Below are 15,479 nucleotides of genomic sequence, written 5' to 3'. Positions count from 1 at the left end.
GAGACCACAATGGACAATCGCACCGTCAATCCAAGGCACAATGCCCGCGACGTCTTCCCCGCCACCGGCACCGAGATCAGCGCGAAAAGCTGGCTGACCGAGGCGCCCTTGCGGATGCTGATGAACAACCTGCACCCGGACGTGGCCGAGAACCCGCATGAGCTGGTCGTCTATGGCGGCATCGGCCGGGCGGCGCGGACCTGGCAGGATTTCGACCTGATCGTGGACAGCCTGCGCGCGCTGGAGGGCGACCAGACGCTGCTGGTCCAGTCGGGCAAGCCGGTGGGCGTGTTCCAGACCCACAAGGACGCGCCGCGGGTGCTGATCGCGAATTCGAACCTGGTGCCGCATTGGGCGAACTGGGACCATTTCAACGAATTGGACCGCAAGGGTCTGGCGATGTATGGCCAGATGACCGCCGGGTCCTGGATCTATATCGGTTCTCAGGGCATCGTGCAGGGCACCTACGAGACCTTCGTTGAGGCCGGGCGCCAGCATTACGGCGGCGATCTGACCGGCAAGTGGATCCTGACCGCCGGGCTGGGCGGCATGGGCGGCGCGCAGCCTCTGGCCGCCGTCATGGCCGGGGCCTGCTGCCTGGCCGTCGAATGCGACGAGACCCGCGCCGATTTCCGCCTGCGCACCCGCTATGTCGATGAAAAGACGCACTCTCTGGACGAGGCGCTGGAGATGATCGACCGCTGGACCAAGGCGGGCGAGGCGAAATCCGTGGCGCTGATCGGCAATGCGGCCGAGGTCTTCCCGGAACTGGTGCGTCGCGCAAAGAACGGGGGCGTGCGTCCCGACATCGTCACCGACCAGACCAGCGCGCATGACCCGGTGCATGGCTATCTGCCGATGGGCTGGTCGGTCGCGGAATGGCGCGCGCGCCAGGAAAGCGACCCCAAGGGCGTCGAACAGGCTGCCCGCCGCAGCATGAAGGTCCAGGTCGAGGCCATGGTGGCCTTCCACGACGCGGGCATCCCGACGGTCGATTACGGCAACAACATCCGCCAGATGGCGCTGGAGGAGGGGCTGGAGAACGCCTTCGCCTTCCCCGGCTTCGTGCCCGCCTATATCCGCCCGCTGTTCTGCCGCGGCATCGGCCCCTTCCGTTGGGCCGCGCTGTCGGGCGATCCCGAAGATATCTACAAGACCGACGCCAAGGTGAAGGAGCTGGTCGACGACCCGCATCTGCACAACTGGCTGGACATGGCGCGGGAACGGATCGCCTTCCAGGGCCTGCCGGCGCGGATCTGCTGGGTGGGGCTGGGCATCCGCCACAAGCTGGGCCTCGCCTTCAACGAGATGGTCCGCAACGGCGAATTGAAGGCCCCGATCGTCATCGGCCGCGACCACCTGGACAGCGGCAGCGTGGCCAGCCCCAATCGCGAGACCGAGGCGATGCAGGACGGATCGGACGCGGTTTCCGACTGGCCGCTGCTGAACGCGCTGCTGAACACCGCCTCGGGCGCGACCTGGGTCAGCCTGCATCACGGCGGCGGCGTCGGCATGGGCTTCTCGCAGCATTCCGGCATGGTCATCTGCTGCGACGGCAGCGCAGAGGCCGATGCCCGGCTGGCGCGGGTGCTGTGGAACGACCCGGCGACCGGGGTGATGCGCCATGCCGATGCCGGATATCAGATCGCCATCGACTGCGCGCGAGAGCATCATCTGAACCTGCCCGCCATCCTCTGACCGCCTGCGCGTGCCGTCCCCTCTGGCGGCGCGCGGCCATAAGGTCCAAAAAACCGACATCAAGTCCAACTCAGGAGAGATCCATGACCATGATCCGAACCGCCAAGGCCGCGCTGCTGGGCATCGCCGCCCTTGCCATGACCGGCCCCGCGCTGGCCGACCAGCTGGCCGACATCCAGGCCGCCGGCAAGATCGTCACCGCGACCGACATGCATTACGCGCCCTTCGACATGCTGGTGAACGGCGAATACCAGGGCATGACCAAGGACCTGTTCGACGAGGTCAGCAAGGAACTGGGCGTCGAGCCGGTCTATCAGGACATCCCCTGGACGGCCGAGCTGCCGGGCCTCGAGGTCGGCAAGTTCGACATCGTCATCGCCCCCGTGACCATCACGCCCGAGCGGCTGGAGCGCTATACCTTCACCCCGCCGATCGCCGACGCCACCGTGTCGCTGGTGCGCGCGGCCGGCAACGACGCCATCGGCAAGCCCGAGGACATCGCCGGCAAGCGCGTGGGCGTCCAGCAGGGCACCGCGCAGTTCCGCCAGCTGCAGGCTTACGGCGAAAGCCTTGGCGGGGTGGACGTGCGCGAATACGGCACCACCGACGAAGCCTATGCCGACCTGGCCGCGGGCCGGCTGGACGCGGTGGCGGGATCGCTGCCGAACCTGACCTACCTGGTCAAGAACCGCCCCGAGACCTTCGCGCTGTTCGAGCCCGCCTCGTTCGGCGAGCCCACCTATTTCGCCTGGGTGCTGCGCAAGGAAGAGGCCAGCGAAAGCTTCGCCGCCGCCATCCGGGACGCCATCGCGAAGATGACCGAGGACGGCCGCATCCAGGCGATCCAGGAAAAATGGCTGGGCAGCTATACCGAACTGCCGCTGGAAGTCTCGGCCGAATGATGTGACCCGGCGGACGGGGGGCTGCCTCCTGTCCGCCCCGATCCCGACGGAGGGCTCATGTTTTCCATCCCGACCTTTCTGGACAGCTTCGGGCCGCTGTTCTGGGCGGCGCGATACACGCTTCTGGTATCGGGCCTCGGCATCGCGCTGGGGCTGGTGATCGGGGCGCTGATCTGCGCGGCGCGGCTGTCGGGGGTGGCGTTCCTGCGCACCTTCGCCGCGTTGTGGGTCAGCTTCCTGCGCGGCGTGCCGCTGCTGGTGCAATTGCTGCTGGTCTATTTCCTGCTGCCGGTGATCGGCATCGACGTGCCCGCGCTGGTCGCCGCCGTCGTCACCGTGGGCATCTGCGCCAGCGCCTATATCAGCGAGATCTGGCGCGGCGCCATCGGCGCGCTGCCCAGGGGCCAGACCGAGGCCGCGCGCGCCATTGGCATGGGGCCCGGCGATGTCTGGACGCGCATCGTGCTGCCGCAGGCCGTCACCATGTCGCTGCCCGCCCTGATCAACGAACTGATCCTGCTGGTCAAGGCAAGCTCGCTGGTCTCGGTCGTCGGCATCATGGAGATCACCCGCGCCTCCCAGGCGCAGGCCGCGACCACCTTCCGCCCGATGGAGGTCTACCTGGCCGCCGCCTGCATCTACCTGATGATCAACCTGTGCCTGGCGGCGCTGGGGCGTTACCTTGAACACAGGATGGCCGTGTGATGGAGTGGCAGATCCTTGAACAATACGGGCCCATGCTGCTGCGCGGCTTCGGGCTGACCATCATGTGCTGGCTGCTGGGCACGGTCTTTTCGATGGCGCTGGGGCTGCTGATCGCGCTGGCGCAGCGCCACGGTCCCACCCCGCTGCGCTGGCTGTTGCAAGCCTATATCGAGGTGATCCGCGGCACGCCCTTCCTGGTGCAGCTGTTCGTGCTCTACTATGGCGGCCCGCTGGTCGGGCTGCGGCTGGACGCGGTTCCGGCGGGGCTGCTGGGCCTGACCATCTATGGCAGCCCCTATTTTGCGGAAATCTTCCGCTCGGGCTTCCGCGCCGTGCCGATCGGCCAGATCGAGGCCGCCCGCGCCATCGGCATGCCCGAACATGTCATCATCCGCCGCGTGCTGTTGCCGGTCGCGCTGGTCTCGGCGCTGCCGGCGCTGGTCAACTTCTCGATCATCCTGACCAAGGAGACCGTGATCCTGTCGATCATCACCGTCCCCGAGCTGATGTACCAGGTCCAGCGCATGTCCACCGAAACCTTCCGCTATCTGGAAGCCAACCTGGTGCTGGCGCTGTTCTTCTGGCTGCTGGTCGAGACGATCTCACGCTTCGGCCGCAAGCTGGAGACGCGCATCACCCATTACCTGATCGAAAGGCCGTAACAGATGGTTCAGGCTTCTTCCGTCGAGATCCGCGGCGTCAACAAGTTCTATGGTCCCTTCCAGGCGCTGAAGGACATCGACATGTCGATCGCGCCGGGCAAGGTGACCTGCCTGATCGGGCCCTCGGGCTCGGGCAAGTCGACGCTGCTGCGCTGCATCAACTTCCTGGAGGAATACGATTCCGGCGAGGTCCGCATCGATGGGCAGCTGATCGGCTATGAGGCGCCGGGCAGGAAGATGTCGGCGCGCAAGCTGCGCGCGATGCGCCGGTCCATCGGCATGGTGTTCCAACAGTTCAACCTGTGGCCGCACATGACCGCGATCCAGAACGTGACCGAAGGTCTGGTCCGGGTGCGCGGCATGAAAAAGCCCGAGGCCGAGGCCCGCGCCGCCGAGGCGCTGAACAAGGTCGGCCTGGGCGACAAGATGGGCAACCACCCCTCGCGCCTGTCGGGGGGCCAGCAGCAGCGCGTGGCCATCGCCCGCGCCATCGCCATGGAACCCCGGCTGATGCTGTTCGACGAGCCGACATCGGCGCTGGACCCGGAACTGGTGGGCGAGGTGCTGACGGTCATGAAGACGCTGGCCGCCGAGGGCATGACCATGGTGGTCGTGACCCACGAGATGGGCTTTGCAGCCCATGTCGCCGATCAGGTGGCCTTCATGGAAAAGGGCGAGCTGGTCGGCATGGACATCCCCGACCGCATCCTGCACCAGCCCGAGGACCCGCGCATCCAGGGCTTCCTGCGCAGCTATCACGAGCGCAACAGCTTCTGACCCGTCGCGGGCATCGCCGGCCGTTTTCCGGCCGGCGATGGGTTCCTTTCAGCGGCCCTCGGTCAGGTCGTCGGCGGCTTCCTCGTGCAGCAGCCCGCTGATCCGCTTGCGCTCCTTCAGCGCCGACCAGGCGCCCCAGGCCAGCAAGAGCACGGTGATGCCCATGACCGTGGCGCTGATCGGCCGGTCGATGAAGGTCATGAAGTCGCCCCGCGACAGCAGAAGCGCGCGGCGGAAATGCTCCTCCATCAGCGGGCCCAGCACGAAGCCCAGCAGCAGGGGCGCCGAGGGCCAGTCGAGGATCCGCATCAGGTAGCCCAGGAAGCCGAAGAACACGACCAGCCAGACCTCGAAACTGGACATGTTGACCGAATAGGTCCCGATGCAGATGAACATCAGCACCGCCGGGAACAGCAGGTGATAGGGGATCATCAACAGCCGCACCCAGACCCCGATCAGCGGCACGTTCAGCACCACCAGCAGCAGGTTGCCGATCCAGAAGCTCATGATCAGGCCCCAGAACAGCGCCGGCTGGTCGTTGACCAGGCTGGGCCCCGGCGCGATGCCGTGGATCATCAGCGCGCCCAGCATCAGCGCCATGGTCGGGCTGCCGGGGATGCCCAGGGACAGCGTCGGGATGAAGCTGGTCTGGTCGGCCGAGTTGTTGGCCGATTCCGGCGCCATGATGCCCTCGATGGCGCCCTTGCCGAAGCGCCTGGGGTCCTTGGCGACGCGCTTTTCCATCGCATAGGCCATGAAGGCCGCGACCGAGGGGCCGGTGCCGGGCAGCGTGCCGAAGAAGGACCCGATCGAGGATCCGCGCAGCATCGGGAAGATCGACCGCTTCACGTCGTCCTTGCTGGGTTTCATCGCCTTGAACCTGACCGATTCGGGGTCGATGTCGCCGACATGGACGTTGCGGACCGAGGCGATCACCTCGGACACGCCGAAGATGCCCATGGCCAGCGCGATCAGGCTGATCTGGTCGGTCAGCTCCAGCGTGCCGAAGTTGAAGCGCGGCGTGCCGGTATAGATGTCGGCGCCGACGCAGCCGAAGAGGATGCCCAGCACCACCATCGCCAGCCCCTTCAGCGCCGATCCGTCCGAGATGGTCGAGGCCGCGACCAGCCCCATCACCATCAGCGCGAAATATTCCGCCGACCCGAAGCTGAGCGCGTATCGCGCGATCACCGGCCCGAACAGCATCAAGAGCAGGATGCCGATCGAGCCGCCGACGAAGGACGCGACCGTGGTCATCAACAGCGCCACGCCGCCCCGCCCCTGCCGCGCCATCGGATAGCCGTCGAGGCAGGTCACCGCATTGGCCGGCGTGCCGGGGATGTTCAGCAGGATCGATGCGGTGTTGCCGCCATAGCTGGTCCCGTACCAGATCCCCGCCAGCATGATCAGCGCGGTGGTGGGCTCCAGGTAGAAGGTGATCGGAAACAGCATCGAGATCGCCGACAGCACCCCGATGCCCGGAATGACGCCGACCAGCGTGCCCAGGAACACCCCCAGGAAGCAGTAGAGCAGGTTGGTGAAGGACAGCGCCGTGTTCAGGCCAAGCGCGATATTGCTGAAGATGTCCATATGCGGGTGCCCCTCAATACGGCCAGCGGAACATCGGCATGGGCAGGCCCAGCCCGACGCGGAAGGTCAGCCAGGCGATCAGGCACAGCACGGCACACAGGATGGCCAGGCTGACGGGGCGGAACTTCAGCTCGGCCAGCGACGAGATGATGGTGACGCCCAGGATCGCCGGGATCAGCCCGAAGGGCCGCACCAGGATCGCGAAGGCGCCCACGCCCAGCAGCACGAACAGCGGCGTCCAGATGCGGATATAGGGCTTCGGCCCGGTGCGGAAGAAGGCCGGGATGGCGATCGCCAGGCCGAACCCCGCCAGGATGATGCCCAGCATCATCGGGAACATCCCCGGCGCCATGCGGCGGAAGGTGCCCAAGTCGTAATGCGCGGCCGAATACCACGCCACCCAGACCCCGAAGGCGACCATCAGCAGGCCCCCGAAGATATCCCTGTAGTCCCGAGACAGCATTGTCATCTTCTCCGTGCAGGGCCCCCGCGCCGGGGGCGGCCAAACGAGGGCGGCCGGCCGGATCGCCCGGCCGGCCGGTCCGGGCTCAGTTGGCGTAGACGCCGGCGTCCTCGATCAGCGGGCGCCACAGTTCGATCTCGGCTTCCAGCTTGGCGCGCAGCGCCTCGGGGGTGGCGTCGTCCTGCGGCGAGGGCGCGGTGCCCAGGTCGGCGAAACGCTCGATCACGGTTTCATCCTGCAGCGCGGTCTGCAGCGCCGCGCTCAGCTTGGCCACCACGTCGTCGGGGGTACCCGCCGGCGCATAGAGCCCGTGCCAGATGGTGATCTCGAAATCGCCCAGCCCGGCTTCGGCGGTGGTCGGCACGTCGGGCAGGCTGTCCAGCCGCTCGGGCACGGTCACGGCGAAGGGCTTGATCGAGCCGTCGCGGATCTGGTTCGTGGTATTGGTGGTCTGGTCGCAGAGGAAATCGACCTGCCCGCCCATCAGGTCGGTCACGGCCGGCGCGGTGCCCTGATAGGGGATGGTGGTCATCTGCTGGTCGACCGCGTTCATGAACAGCAGCCCGCACAGATGCGAGGCCGCCCCGATGCCGGCATTGGCATACATCACGTTCTCGCCTTCCTCGCGGACCCAGTCGATGACCTCTTCCAGGGTGTTCAGCTCCAGGTCGGGACGGCCGACGAAGACCATCGGCACCTCGGTCACCAGCCCGATATAGGAAAAATCGTTCAGCACGTCAAAGGGCAGCTGGCGATACAGCGTCGGCGCGGTGGACATGCCGATGTGATGCAGCAGCAGCGTATAGCCGTCGGCCTGGGCCTGCGCCACGCGCGCGGCGCCAAGCGTGCCGCCGGCGCCGCCGACATTCTCGACCACCACCTGCTGGCCCAGGTCGCGGCTCATGGCCTGGGCAACCAGGCGGGTCACGGTATCGGTGGGGCCGCCCGCCGCGAAGGGGACGACGATGTTGATCGGCTGGGTGGGATAGTCCTGCGCCGAGGCCATGCCCGCGAAAGCGGCCAGCGCGGCGGCAAGGATGGTGGTCTTCTTCATGCTTCTCTCCTCCTGTTGGATGCGCCATGGGCGCTTGCGCGGCAGAGAGACAGGCAGACGACCGCGACCCTGAAGACCCGCATGACAGCCGCCGCACCTCCTCCCCAGATGCGTTCAGACAGCCCATCAGGCGGTGCGGCGGCCCGCCGCGCAAGCACGCATCGGCCCGCGCGGCAAGAAAATGGCCGTCATCGGCCCCGAATGGGTGGATATGGTAACATCATCGGGCCGCGATGTGTCGATTTTCACCCAAAAGCCGTTCAGGCTTCGCCTTCACCGGCGAAGGCGCGGCGGCTAAGGCCGTGTTTCTGCATCTTTTCGTAAAGCGACTTGCGCGACAGGCCAAGCGATTCATAGACCGGCTTCAGGCTGCCGCCATGCAGCGCCAGCGCGTCCGAGATCAGCTGCTTTTCATAGGCGGCCATCCGATCCGACAGCCGCGCGGGCAGGTCCGCGTCCGGCCGCCCGTCGGCGAATTGCAGCCCCAGCCCCAGCCCGTAGCGGTCGGCGGCATTGCGCAATTCGCGCACATTGCCGGGCCAGTCGCGCGCGGCGATCGCGGCGATCACGTGGTCGGGCACCGGCACCGGGTCGCGCTGGTGGCGCACCGCGGCCTCCTGCACCAGTTTCAGAAACAGCAGCGGCACGTCCTCGCGCCGTTCGGACAGCGGCGGGACGCGCAGCGCGACGACGTTCAGGCGATAGAACAGATCCTCGCGGAAGCGCCCGGCGGCCACCTGGTCGGCCAGGTCGGACTTGCTGGTGGCGATGAAGCGCACGTCCAGCTGGTATTCCTCGTTCGAGCCCAGCCGGGTGATCTTGCGCTCCTCTATCACGCGCAGCAGCTTGGCCTGCACGTCCAGCGGCATGGCGCCGATCTCGTCCAGCAGGATGGTGCCGCCCTGGGCCAGCTCGAACTTGCCGTAGCGCGCGCGCATTGCGCCGGGGAAGGCGCCCAGCTCGTGGCCGAACAGCTCGCTCTCGATCAGGCTGACCGGCAGGGCGGCGCAGTTGATCGCGACGAAGGGGCGGCTGGCGCGCGGGCTGAAATCGTGCAGCGCGCGGGCGGTCACCTCCTTGCCGACGCCGGTCTCGCCCAGCAGCAGCACGTCGGCGCTGGTCGGCCCCACCGTGCGCAGGCGCGAGCGCAGCTCGATCATCGCGGCGGATCGCCCGACCAGGCGCTGCTCCAGGTCGTCGCGCTGCCCGGCCGCCGCGCGCAGCAGCCGGTTTTCCAGCACCAGCCGCCGCCTTTCGCTGGCCCGCCGGGCGATGTCGGCCAGCCGCCGGGGCGCGAAGGGCTTCTCGATGAAGTCATAGGCGCCCTCGCGCATCGCCCGGACGGCAAGCTCGACCTCGCCATGGCCGGTGATCAGGATCACCGGGATTTCGGAATCGATCTCGTGCACGCGGGTCATCAGCGTCATGCCGTCCATGCCGGGCATGCGGATGTCGGTGATCAGCACGCCGGGAAAGCCGAAGCCGACGAAATCCAGCGCGCGTTCCGCGACCGAGAGGCTGCGCACCTGGAATTCGGCCAGTTCCAGCGCCTGCGCGGTGGCGCGGCGCATCTGGTCGTCGTCATCGACCAGCAGGATGTCGCCCGGCGTCATTCCGCGGCCTCGGGCAGGTCGCGTGCCGTGGCGGCGGGCAGTTCCAGCAGCATCTCGGCGCCGCCGCCATCGGGGCTGGACAGGTGCAGGCTGCCGCCGAAATCCTTGACGATGTTGTAGGAGATCGACAGCCCCAGCCCCAGCCCCTTGCCGACGCCCTTGGTGGTGAAGAACGGGTCGAAGATCCGCGCGGCGATGCCCGGCGCCACCCCCGGCCCGTTGTCGCGGACCGCCACCGTCACCCGGTCGCCCCTGCGCCGGGCGGTCAGGCGGATGCGCGGATCGGGCCGGCCCTCGACCGCGTCGGCGGCGTTCGAGATGATGTTGACCAGCACCTGCTGCAGCCGCACCGGCCCGGCCCGCACCAGAAGCGGCCCGTCATGATCGCCGTCGCCGATCTCGGTTTCCAGCTCCACCCCGGCGGCGCGCAGGCGGGGCGCGATGATCGGCCTTGTGTCGCGGATCACCTGTTCCAGCGCGACGGTCTGCAGCTCGGTATTCGGCATCCGCGCGAAATTGCGCAGGTGGCGGCCCAGCACGTCCATCCGCTCGACCAGCGCGCTGATGTCCGCAAGGTTCTGCTGCGCCTCGTCGATGCGGCCGCGCTCCAGCAGGATCCCGGCATTTTCGGCATAGGCCCGCACCGCCCCCAGCGGCTGGTTGAATTCATGGCTGAGCGCGGCCGACATCTGCCCCAGCGCCGCCAGCTTGCCGGCCTGCACCAGGTCGGACTGGGTCTTGCGCAATTCGCGCTCGGTCGCGCGGCGCTCGATCACCTCTTCCTCCAGCCGGCGGTTGACCTCGGCCAGGTCGGCGGTCCTTTCGCCGACCCGCCGCTCCAGCGTCTCCTGCGCCTCGCGCTGGACGGCCAGGCGTTCCTCGAAGCGGCGCCGGCGCTGCTGCAGGCTCAGCCAGATCAGCACCGCCACCCAGAACAGCGACAGCAGCGCCGCGACCGCGATCAGCGCCTGGATCCGCGCCGGGCGGGTCTGCATCAGCACCTTCACCGTCCAGTCCATCTCGGGCATGGCCTCGGTCAGGGCCAGGTATTCGGTCCGCCCCTGCGGCTCGGGCACGGTCATCAGCAGATGCCCGCCGGGGCCTTGCCCGCGCGTCACCGGCAGTTCGCGCAATTCGGTCTCGGCATAGCGGCGGGTCTCGGCGGTGCGGGCCAGCCGTTCCTCGGTCAGCGCCTCGATCGCCGCATAGGTCCATTCGGCGCGGTCGGACATGAAGATGATGCCCTCGGGATCGGTCACGACGATGCCGTAATCGGCGCCCTTCCAGGTCATCTCGATCGGGTCGATGTCGACCTTGAAGACCAGCACGCCGGTGATCCGTCCCGCCTCGCGGATCGGCGCGCCGAAGTAATAGCCGCGCTTCAGCGAGGTCGTCCCCAGCGCGAAGAAGCGCCCCTCGCCCCCCGCCAGCGCATCGCTGAAATAGGGGCGATAGGCGAAGTTGCCGCCCACGAAACTGTCCGGGGCGCCGTGGTTCGAGGCCGCGACCGTGGTGCCGTCGGGCAGCATCGCATAGATGACCGAGGAGCCCAGCAGCGCGTTGATCGCCTCCAGCTCGCGATTGACCTGATCGGCCAGTGGGCCGTTGCCGGGGTCGCGCACCAGCGCGCGGATGCTGTCATGCTGCGCGATCAGCGCCGGCAGGTTCTCGTATCGGGCCAGCTCGCCGCGCAAAGCGCTGACCGCCAGGCCCAGGGTGTTTTCCGCCCGCCCCGCAAGCTGGTCGAATTGCAGGCCGGTCATGTAGCGGGTCGCGGGCAGGGCGGTGGCGATCGTCACCGCCACCGCCAGGCCGACGGGCACGATCGAATCTCGCCGCCAGGAAAGCTGCATCCGTTTTCGTCATCCCCCCACGCCGCGGTTCGCACCCGCGCGCGGACAGGATAGCGCAAGACCGCGCGCCGGTGCAAACGCCCGGCCGGCCGGTCAGAGGCCCATCAGCGCATCGCGCAGCAGCGTTTCGGAGATCGGCCGGCCGTGGAACAGCTCATAGGCGTGCAGGCCCTGATAGAAATACAGCTCGTATCCGCTGATGATCCGCAGCCCGGCGGCTTCGGCATCCTTGAGGAAGCGCGTATCGACCGGGGTATAGACGGCATCGAAGGCCCATGCCGCGCCCGCCATCAGATCCGCCGGGACCGGCGTGCCCTCGTGGCCGACCATGCCGACCGGCGTGCAGTTGATCAGCCCCGAGGTCCCGGCGGCACCGGCCGCCACCTCGGCGGTGGTGCTGACCTTCAGCGCGGGATCGGCGCGGCGCAGGGCCTGGGCCAGCGCCTCGGCCTTGGGCAGGTCGCGCTCGACCAGGCGCAGCTCGGTCATGCCGAGCGCCAGGAGCCCGAAGGCCACGGCCTTACCGACGCCGCCCGCGCCCACCATGCAGACCACCCCCGGCGCGGCATCGCCCATGACCCGGCGATAGGCGGCCACGAAGCCGGACCAGTCGGTATTGTGGCCCTGCGGCCCTTTTTCGGTGAACAGCACCGTGTTGCAGGCCCCCAGCGCCGCCACGCGCGGATCGGGGATCTCGACCAGCGGCACCACGCGCTCCTTGTAGGGATAGGTGATGTTCAGCCCGCGCAGCCCCTCGGCGCGGGCGGCATCGAACACCTGCTGGAAATCCTGGCCCCGCTGATGCGGGATCAGAAGCTCATAGGCGACCTCGATGCCGGTCAGCCGCCCGGCCAGTTCGTGCAGGCGCGGCGATTGCGAGGCGGCGATATTGTCGCCGATCAGGCCAAGGCGCACGACATCGGCGCCGGTCGGGGTCGTCATTGCGGTTTCCATGCGGTCAGGTTCCATTCATTTCGCGCGGCTGAGCGCGCGGCGGGCATGGCCGAGAAGCGGCGTCTGGCTGAGCAGGATCACGATCACCGTCAAAAACAGCACCAGCGACAGCGGGCTGGTCAGCATGTTCGCGAAGAAGCTGCCCAGGCTTTCCTGTTCGGAGATGATCGCGCGGCGCCAGTTCTCGTCGATCAGGCGCGACAGGATCACGCCCAGGATCACCGGGCCGACCTGATAGCCGTATTCCTTCATGAAGAAGCCCAGCACGCCGAAGCCCAGCATCCAGTAGACATCCGTGACCGAGTTGTTCAGCGCATAGGCCCCCACCACCGACAGCAGCAGGATCAGCGGCAACAGGATGCCCTTGGGGATCTCGACGATGCGGGTGAAGATCTTGATGCCGGTCAGGCCGAAGATCAGCAGGAAGATATTGGCCAGCACCAGACCGCCGACGATGAACCAGAACATGTGCGGCTGCTCGATCATCAGCATCGGGCCGGGGTTCAGCCCGTGGATGAACAGCGCGCCGATGAAGATCGCTGTCACCGCGTCGCCGGGGATGCCCAGGGTCAGCATCGGGATGAAGCTGGCGCCCACGGCGGAGCTGTTGGCGGTCTCCGGCGCGACCAGGCCTTCCTTGGCGCCCTGGCCGAAGGGGACCTCGGGGTTGCGGGTGGTGCGCTTGGCATAGTCGTAGGCCATCAGCGCCGCGATGTCGCCGCCGACGCCGGGCAGCGCGCCCACGCCCACGCCGATGGTCGAGGTCTGCAGCGACAGCGGCAGCATCTTGCGGACCGAGGACCAGCGCGGCACGATCCGCGACAGGTCCTGCTTGACCGCGACCTTGTCCATGTGGCGCAGCTGGAACAGCACCTCGGACACGCCGAACATGCCGATCATGACGGCGATGAAGGAGATCCCGCTCCACAGCTGGACCATGCCGAAGGTGAAGCGTTCCTCGGCGGTCAGCGGGTCGAGCCCGACGGTGCCGATCAGCATCCCGAAGGCGCCGGCGACGACGCCCTTGGCCAGGCTTTCCCCGGCCAGCGAGCCGACCAGCAGGATGCCCAGGATCGCCAGCAGCATGAAGTCGCGGGGCTGGAAGCCAAGCGCGAAATCCGAGATCGAGGGCGCCGCCAGGGCCAGCGCCAGGATGCCCACGAAGCCGCCGACCACCGACATGACGGTCGAGAGGCCGATCGCCTCGCCCGCCTCGCCTCGCTGCGCCAGCGGATAGCCGTCCAGCGCCGTGGCGATCGAGGATGGCCCGCCGGGGATGTTCAGAAGGATCGCGGTTCGCGCGCCTCCGTAGACACCGCCGACGAAGATGCCGATCATCAGGCAGAGCGCGTCGTTGACCTGCCAGGAAAAGGTGAAGGAGATCAGGATCGACACCGCCATCGTGACCGACAGGCCGGGGATCGCGCCGATATAGATGCCCGCGAAGGTGCCCGCGGCCAGCAGGAAGACCAGCCAGGGATCCAGCCAGGAGATCAGGAAATACTGCAACGCCTCCATCAGCGCGCCCCTCCGAACAGGTTGCCGAGCGCCGCCATGATCTGGCGTTCGGGGATGACCCCCTCGGGCAGGATCACCTGGAAGATCAGCCGGAACACCACATAGATGATCGCCAGCGCCAGCAGCACGATGCCGAGCGTCTTCACGACCCCGCCGCGATAGAGCAGCATCATGCCCGCCATCAGGAACAGGAACGAGGACAGAAGGAAGCCGAGCGGCTCCAGCAGCAGGGCATAGGCCAGGATCAGCGCCATGAAGATCACCCCGGTCAGGGTGATGATCGGCATCCGGTCGCCGGTCGTCGTCGCCTGCCGGTTGCGGCGCACATTGTCGCGCACCACCAGCAGCGATCCCAGCACCATCACGGCCGAACAGGCCATCGGAAAGGAACCGGGCGAGCTGAGCGCCGAGAAGCCGGAAATTTCATATGATTGCCACAGCAGCACGATGCTGACCGCCAGCGTGGCGAGGCCGAAGATATCCTCGCCCGGCCGTTTGGACCGTGTCGTATGCATTCTGAAGGCCTCCTCCCACAGGTCGGTGACGAAGGCCCGGCCGGTCTGGCCGGGCCGTCCGGTTTCAGGGGCGCGCGATCCCGAAATCCTCGGGCGAGTTCTTCGCGACCCCGGCGTCATAGACCAGCCAGGACGTGACCGACTGGAACCGGGTCAGGAAGTCCTCGGCCTCCTCGCCGGTGATGTTCATGTGCACGAAGCCGCGGTCGTCCATCAGCTGGCGGAAGCCCTCCTGCTCGGCCGAGGTGCCGAAGGCCTCGCGCAGTTTCGCCACCGCCTCCTCGGGGGTGTCCTTGGCGACGAAGATGCCGAAGAACGGGCCCCAGGGCAGGAATTTCTCCAGCTCGGGATGGGTCTCGGTGACGGCCGGGACGTCGGGCAGCAGGTCGTTGCGCTGGTTGTCGATCAGCACGATGGGCTTCACGCGGCCGGCGCGGATGTTCTCGATCGCGGCGCCCATCACGGCGGGCAGGACCTGCACGGCGCCGCCCATCAGCGCGGTCTGCGCCGGGCCGTCGCCGTCATAGGGAACCGCGGTCATCGGCAGCTCGACCGCGCTTTCCAGCATCGCTGTCACCACCGAGGGCACGCCGCCCGGCCCGGTCGAGCCGACCCGGATCTGGCCCGGATTGGCCTGCACATATTCGATCATGCCGGCGAAATCGTCGAAGGGCGCGTCGGTGTTGGCGACGATCACCGGCACCCCGCGCGCCAGGATCGTGATCGGGGTGAAGTCGCTGTAATCCATGTCGCCCAGGCCCATGACCTTGTAGGTCTGCGGGTTCTCGGCGCCCATCAGCAGGGTATAGCCGTCGGCCCTCTGGCTGGCGACGAAGCGGGTCGCGATCGCGCCGGCGCCGCCGGTGCGGTTGGTCATGACGACGCTGCGGCCCAGGATCTCCTCGGCATGGGGCGTGACCGCCCGCATCACCACATCGGTCGAACCGCCTGCGCCCCATTGGATGATCCCCTGCAGGTCGCGCTCGGGGAATTCCGCGACTGCGGCGCCGGCGCTGACAACGACCGCGCTGACGACCGCGATGAACGTGGCTTTCATAGTGCCTCCCATGAGTTCCGGTCGATGCCCGCCATGGCATCGGCTCCTCCGAGTTGCCAGATTAATGACGGACGGCTTAACGTCAAAGATATGTTTGTCTCTGCAATTAACATGAAGT

General features: G+C 67.5%; 14 protein-coding genes. 5 read left to right on the top strand and 9 right to left on the bottom strand.

Features of this window, described 5'->3' with window-relative positions; translation table 11 throughout:
- Positions 1-9: 9 nt before the first annotated feature.
- From hutU to C9E82_RS03165, 5 genes are all read left to right on the top strand, one after another.
- Entirely contained in the window at positions 10-1,698 is a 1,689-nt protein-coding gene (hutU, locus tag C9E82_RS03185; protein ID WP_119898049.1) for a urocanate hydratase, read from the top strand.
- 83 nt (positions 1,699-1,781) lie between these two features.
- A complete protein-coding gene (locus tag C9E82_RS03180; protein ID WP_119898048.1) occupies positions 1,782-2,600 on the top strand; it encodes a transporter substrate-binding domain-containing protein in 819 nt (272 codons plus the stop codon).
- 57 nt (positions 2,601-2,657) lie between these two features.
- Complete coding sequence (locus tag C9E82_RS03175) at positions 2,658-3,305, top strand: amino acid ABC transporter permease (protein ID WP_119898047.1); 648 nt, start codon at positions 2,658-2,660, stop codon at positions 3,303-3,305.
- Entirely contained in the window at positions 3,305-3,967 is a 663-nt protein-coding gene (locus C9E82_RS03170) for an amino acid ABC transporter permease (protein WP_119898046.1), read from the top strand. Before C9E82_RS03175 ends, C9E82_RS03170 begins: the two co-directional genes overlap by 1 nt.
- 3 nt (positions 3,968-3,970) lie before the next feature.
- Complete coding sequence (locus C9E82_RS03165; protein WP_119898045.1) at positions 3,971-4,744, top strand: amino acid ABC transporter ATP-binding protein; 774 nt, start codon at positions 3,971-3,973, stop codon at positions 4,742-4,744.
- Between the two features lie 48 nt (positions 4,745-4,792).
- Here the strand turns inward: C9E82_RS03165 and C9E82_RS03160 are convergent, their stop codons facing one another.
- From C9E82_RS03160 to C9E82_RS03120, 9 genes are all read right to left on the bottom strand, one after another.
- Positions 4,793-6,334, bottom strand: a complete 1,542-nt coding sequence (locus C9E82_RS03160) for a tripartite tricarboxylate transporter permease (protein WP_119898044.1) — start codon at positions 6,332-6,334, stop codon at positions 4,793-4,795.
- Between the two features lie 13 nt (positions 6,335-6,347).
- Positions 6,348-6,797, bottom strand: coding sequence for a tripartite tricarboxylate transporter TctB family protein (locus C9E82_RS03155; RefSeq protein ID WP_119898043.1), 450 nt, complete (start codon positions 6,795-6,797; stop codon positions 6,348-6,350).
- 85 nt (positions 6,798-6,882) lie between these two features.
- The gene (locus C9E82_RS03150) at positions 6,883-7,851 is read right to left on the bottom strand and encodes a tripartite tricarboxylate transporter substrate-binding protein (protein ID WP_119898042.1); all 969 of its coding nucleotides are present in this window, start codon (positions 7,849-7,851) and stop codon (positions 6,883-6,885) included.
- 260 nt (positions 7,852-8,111) lie between these two features.
- Positions 8,112-9,464: a sigma-54-dependent transcriptional regulator gene (locus tag C9E82_RS03145; protein ID WP_119898041.1), complete on the bottom strand. Its 1,353-nt coding sequence runs from the start codon at positions 9,462-9,464 to the stop codon at positions 8,112-8,114.
- The gene (locus C9E82_RS03140) at positions 9,461-11,317 is read right to left on the bottom strand and encodes a sensor histidine kinase (protein ID WP_119898040.1); all 1,857 of its coding nucleotides are present in this window, start codon (positions 11,315-11,317) and stop codon (positions 9,461-9,463) included. The genes C9E82_RS03145 and C9E82_RS03140 overlap by 4 nt, the downstream gene beginning before the upstream one ends.
- 93 nt (positions 11,318-11,410) lie before the next feature.
- Complete coding sequence (locus tag C9E82_RS03135; RefSeq protein ID WP_119898070.1) at positions 11,411-12,259, bottom strand: shikimate dehydrogenase family protein; 849 nt, start codon at positions 12,257-12,259, stop codon at positions 11,411-11,413.
- A gap of 27 nt (positions 12,260-12,286) precedes the next feature.
- The gene (locus tag C9E82_RS03130) at positions 12,287-13,789 is read right to left on the bottom strand and encodes a tripartite tricarboxylate transporter permease (protein WP_119898039.1); all 1,503 of its coding nucleotides are present in this window, start codon (positions 13,787-13,789) and stop codon (positions 12,287-12,289) included.
- The gene (locus tag C9E82_RS03125; protein ID WP_119898038.1) at positions 13,789-14,304 is read right to left on the bottom strand and encodes a tripartite tricarboxylate transporter TctB family protein; all 516 of its coding nucleotides are present in this window, start codon (positions 14,302-14,304) and stop codon (positions 13,789-13,791) included. The genes C9E82_RS03130 and C9E82_RS03125 overlap by 1 nt, the downstream gene beginning before the upstream one ends.
- A gap of 64 nt (positions 14,305-14,368) precedes the next feature.
- On the bottom strand, positions 14,369-15,361 hold the full coding sequence (locus C9E82_RS03120) for a tripartite tricarboxylate transporter substrate binding protein (protein WP_119898037.1): 993 nt from the start codon (positions 15,359-15,361) through the stop codon (positions 14,369-14,371).
- Positions 15,362-15,479 lie beyond the last annotated feature (118 nt).

It is taken from the genome of Paracoccus sigandri (genome assembly GCF_003709565.1).
In the GTDB taxonomy this organism is placed as follows: domain Bacteria; phylum Pseudomonadota; class Alphaproteobacteria; order Rhodobacterales; family Rhodobacteraceae; genus Paracoccus; species Paracoccus siganidrum.
This window is presented reverse-complemented; position numbering and strand designations above follow the sequence as displayed.

Coding starts and splice junctions, on each gene's coding strand:
- C9E82_RS03130 (WP_119898039.1), bottom strand. CDS start 13,789: ATGGAGGCGTTGCAGTATTTCCTGATCTCCTGGCTGGATCCCTGGCTG.
- C9E82_RS03135 (WP_119898070.1), bottom strand. CDS start 12,259: ATGACGACCCCGACCGGCGCCGATGTCGTGCGCCTTGGCCTGATCGGC.
- C9E82_RS03160 (WP_119898044.1), bottom strand. CDS start 6,334: ATGGACATCTTCAGCAATATCGCGCTTGGCCTGAACACGGCGCTGTCC.
- C9E82_RS03180 (WP_119898048.1), top strand. CDS start 1,782: ATGACCATGATCCGAACCGCCAAGGCCGCGCTGCTGGGCATCGCCGCC.
- C9E82_RS03120 (WP_119898037.1), bottom strand. CDS start 15,361: ATGAAAGCCACGTTCATCGCGGTCGTCAGCGCGGTCGTTGTCAGCGCC.
- C9E82_RS03125 (WP_119898038.1), bottom strand. CDS start 14,304: ATGCATACGACACGGTCCAAACGGCCGGGCGAGGATATCTTCGGCCTC.
- C9E82_RS03165 (WP_119898045.1), top strand. CDS start 3,971: ATGGTTCAGGCTTCTTCCGTCGAGATCCGCGGCGTCAACAAGTTCTAT.
- C9E82_RS03145 (WP_119898041.1), bottom strand. CDS start 9,464: ATGACGCCGGGCGACATCCTGCTGGTCGATGACGACGACCAGATGCGC.
- hutU (WP_119898049.1), top strand. CDS start 10: ATGGACAATCGCACCGTCAATCCAAGGCACAATGCCCGCGACGTCTTC.
- C9E82_RS03175 (WP_119898047.1), top strand. CDS start 2,658: ATGTTTTCCATCCCGACCTTTCTGGACAGCTTCGGGCCGCTGTTCTGG.
- C9E82_RS03155 (WP_119898043.1), bottom strand. CDS start 6,797: ATGCTGTCTCGGGACTACAGGGATATCTTCGGGGGCCTGCTGATGGTC.
- C9E82_RS03150 (WP_119898042.1), bottom strand. CDS start 7,851: ATGAAGAAGACCACCATCCTTGCCGCCGCGCTGGCCGCTTTCGCGGGC.
- C9E82_RS03170 (WP_119898046.1), top strand. CDS start 3,305: ATGGAGTGGCAGATCCTTGAACAATACGGGCCCATGCTGCTGCGCGGC.
- C9E82_RS03140 (WP_119898040.1), bottom strand. CDS start 11,317: ATGCAGCTTTCCTGGCGGCGAGATTCGATCGTGCCCGTCGGCCTGGCG.